This is a genomic window from Ruegeria sp. AM1 (genome assembly GCF_056540745.1).
Map to the genome: position 1 here is coordinate 1 of NZ_JBQFXH010000029.1, position 3715 is coordinate 3715.

A 3715-nucleotide genomic window follows, 5' to 3' on the forward strand; every position below is an offset into this window, starting at 1 on the left:
CCCTTGCTGTCGCGCAGCGACGAAAACACAAAAGGGCGTCCGTTTCGCATTCTCCGAGCGTCGCGGTCCATGACTTCAAGTGACGCGCCGACATGCGGGGCCAGATCGGTTTTGTTGATGATCAAGATATCCGATTTGGTGATGGCCGGACCGCCCTTGCGGGGAATCTCCTCACCGGCTGCGACATCAATGACGTAAAGTGTCAGGTCCGCCAATTCTGGGCTGAACGTGGCAGACAGGTTGTCACCGCCGCTTTCGATGAGCACGACATCCAGATCGGGGTGGCGGGCCTGCATTTCAGCGACAGCCGCAAGGTTGATCGAGGCATCTTCGCGGATTGCAGTATGGGGGCAGCCGCCGGTTTCGACGCCGATGATGCGGTCCTGGGGCAGGATCTGCATGCGCATCAGGGCTTCGGCATCTTCGCGTGTGTAAATGTCGTTGGTAATCACGCCGACCGATAGCCGGTCGCGCAGTGCCTCGGATAAAGCGGCTGTCAGCGTGGTCTTGCCAGCGCCAACCGGGCCGCCGATGCCCACGCGCAAAGGACCATTCATTTTGTTCATGTGCGAAACATCCTTGAATACTGGGTTTCATGTTTCATCGATGCGATATCTGACAGACAGGTGGTGGAGCCCAGATCATCCAGGCCCGCTGTCTGCGCTGCATTCGCAACCTCTTCGCAGAGTGGTGTCAGATTTCGGATAATGCGTTGACCCTCAGTCTGGCCCAGCGGAACCAGACGGGTTGCGCAGGCAACAAGGTTGGACAGAAAGGCTTGCAGGTACAGGTGCAGGGTCAGCGCCAAAGGCAGGTTTTGTGTCTTGGCCGCATACCCCACGGCAACCGGGTAGGTGAGTGTTTTCATGTCCACCTCCCACACGTCCGAGGTGACGGCACAGAACGCCTCGCCCAGCAAGCGGTTTTCCATCAACCGTTCAGACGACGGACAGAAGGCGCGGGCATATTGGTCGACCTCCGCCAGCGCGGCCGCTGTTTCGGCCTCGTATGCGGCCACGAGAAAAAGGCAATCATTGCGACCCGACCCATGTTTGATCACATCTGCAATCCATGCGCCGACAGCGCGCGCGTCGTTGATGCGGCCGCTGTCGATTTCCCATTCCAGGCCATGAGAATAGGCGAACGCGCCCACGGGAAAGGCAGGAGACAACCACTGCGTCAGCGTCAGGATATCGGTGTTAGTGCGCGTGGCCATGTGTCCTGCCATGGCCATATGCGCCACCTTCCGGGGTGAAGGGTTCGACGACTTCGCGAACCTGAGCCCCAAGCTTTTGCAGCATATCTCGAATGACATGATCGCGCTGGATTAGCAGCCGGCCGTCATCGATTTGGCAAGGGGTGTGCCGATTGCCGATGTGCCAGGCGATCCGTGTTATGTCGGGAGTGGTGACTTCTAGCAGTTCTTCGGGCGCCGCCTGAATCTGAATCTCGCGCCCGTCCTCAAGGATCAATGCACCGCCATGGTCCAACGAGGTGGTCTGTACGAGATCGACAAGAATTTGAGTTCCGCTTGCGCAAGTCAAAACCTTGCGGCGCAGAAACCGGTCGTCATATGTCAGCGACAGATGATCTGCGGGATCACCATGCAGGTGATCCGCATATCGGTGTGCAGTGCAGAGCGGGGCAGTCATTGCTGCGCCCCGTCGACAGAAGCAATGTTCAGCGCCAGATGGAATCCGCAAAGACGTGATATACGATCCGGTCGCGCGAGATGCCGCGCTCTTTCAACTCTTCGTCGCTGAGCGAATGCAGAAACTCGATCTGTTTCGAGCGGGACCGCGCTTCGGCCAAGGCCATCAGACCGTTGTAAAATGCCTGGCCAACCGAGCGGAGCAGGCCGACGAGCGAAAAGCCAGCGCGTGCGTTTGTTGTGATATGTGCCATCAGGACCCCCGATAGATTGGGTTACGTTGGTCCTCCCTTGGGTTTGATAGTTGGTCATTTCATCCTCGGTGAGTAGGGGGCCTTTCGTCATGGCCGTATTGCGTATGCTGCAATGCAGCACAAATATTGGTCAGAATAAAAAGTATCGCTGGGCCATCGGCAGAACCTCGGCAGGCTGACAGGTCAGCAATTCGCCATCAGCGCGGACCTCATAGGTTTCGGGGTCAACCTCGACCTCGGGGGTCGCGTCATTCAGGATCAGATCGCTTTTGCCGATATCGCGCGTGTTGTGGACGGCGACGATTTGTTTCGCGAGGCCAAGCGTATCACCAATCCCGTCAGCCTGCGCGGCCTCGGACACAAAGGTGATGGCCGAGTGTTCGACCGAGCGCCCATAGGCCCCAAACATGGGTCGGCTATAGACTGGCTGTGGTGTCGGGATGGAAGCGTTCGGGTCCCCCATCTGCGCGCAGGCAATGGTGCCGCCCAGCAAAACCATCTCGGGCTTCACACCAAAAAAGGCCGGGTTCCACAGAACCAGATCGGCACGTTTGCCTTCTTCGATGCTGCCGATCTGGTGGCTGAGGCCATGAGCGATGGCAGGGTTGATCGTGTATTTGGCGATATAGCGGCGGACACGCAGATTGTCGTTCTCACCGGTTTCTTCAGGCAGGCGACCGCGCTGTTTCTTCATCTTGTCAGCGGTTTGCCACGTGCGGATCAGCACCTCGCCCACGCGCCCCATGGCCTGACTGTCGGATGCGATGATGCTGAACGCGCCCATATCGTGCAGGATATCTTCGGCGGCTATGGTCTCGCGCCGGATACGGCTTTCGGCAAAGGCGACGTCTTCGGGGATTGACTTGTCCAGATGGTGGCAGACCATCAGCATGTCCAGATGCTCTTCCACCGTGTTCACGGTAAAGGGGCGCGTTGGGTTGGTCGACGAGGGCAGAACGTGGTTTTCACCACAAATCTTGATGATATCAGGCGCATGACCGCCACCTGCGCCTTCGGTGTGGAAGGCATGGATTGTGCGGCCTTTCATGGCGGCCACGGTGTTTTCCACGAAACCGGATTCGTTCAGCGTATCGGTGTGGATCATCACCTGCACATCCATTGCATCGGCGACCGACAGGCAGCAATCGATGGCGGCAGGCGTCGTGCCCCAGTCCTCATGCAATTTCAGCGCGCAGGCCCCAGCCTTCACCTGCTCCTCCAAAGCGGCAGGCAGTGAGGCGTTGCCTTTGCCTGCAAAGGCTAGATTCATCGGAAAGGCATCGGCGGCCTGCAGCATGCGCCCGATATGCCAAGGACCGGGCGTACAGGTGGTGGCCAGCGTACCATGCGCCGGGCCGGTGCCACCCCCCAGCATGGTGGTCAGGCCGGAATGCAGCGCGTCCTCGATCTGTTGTGGGCAGATGAAGTGGATATGGCTGTCGAAACCACCCGCTGTCAGGATGCGACCTTCACCAGCTATCGCCTCAGTACCGGGGCCGATGATGATATCGACGCCGGGCTGCGTATCCGGGTTTCCGGCCTTGCCAATCTTGGCGATGCGCCCGTCCCTGAGCCCCACATCCGCCTTGTAGATGCCCGAATGGTCGACGATTAGGGCGTTGGTGATCACCGTATCAACCGCTCCGTCGGCGCGGGTGGCCTGTGATTGCCCCATCCCGTCGCGGATCACCTTGCCACCACCGAACTTGACCTCTTCGCCATAGGTGGTCAGATCGCGCTCGACCTCAATGATCAGGTCAGTATCGGCCAGACGCAGTTTGGCACCTGTAGACGGGCCGAACATGGCAGT

The 3715-nt window shown here is 59.0% G+C and carries 5 protein-coding genes; all 5 read right to left on the reverse strand.

The window, feature by feature from the left end; translation table 11 throughout:
- The coding region (gene ureG, locus ACR0I7_RS19915) for an urease accessory protein UreG (RefSeq protein ID WP_480514091.1) at positions 1-566 on the reverse strand (566 nt) is incomplete at its 3' end.
- A complete protein-coding gene (locus ACR0I7_RS19920; RefSeq protein ID WP_480514093.1) occupies positions 563-1216 on the reverse strand; it encodes an urease accessory protein UreF in 654 nt (217 codons plus the stop codon). The genes ACR0I7_RS19920 and ureG, both read right to left, overlap by 4 nt.
- Positions 1200-1652: an urease accessory protein UreE gene (locus tag ACR0I7_RS19925; protein ID WP_480514095.1), complete on the reverse strand. Its 453-nt coding sequence runs from the start codon at positions 1650-1652 to the stop codon at positions 1200-1202. Before ACR0I7_RS19925 ends, ACR0I7_RS19920 begins: the two co-directional genes overlap by 17 nt.
- A gap of 28 nt (positions 1653-1680) precedes the next feature.
- Complete coding sequence (locus tag ACR0I7_RS19930; protein WP_480514096.1) at positions 1681-1905, reverse strand: hypothetical protein; 225 nt, start codon at positions 1903-1905, stop codon at positions 1681-1683.
- A gap of 130 nt (positions 1906-2035) precedes the next feature.
- Positions 2036-3715: urease subunit alpha (gene ureC / locus ACR0I7_RS19935; RefSeq protein WP_480514098.1), on the reverse strand; the 1680-nt coding region annotated here is incomplete at its 5' end.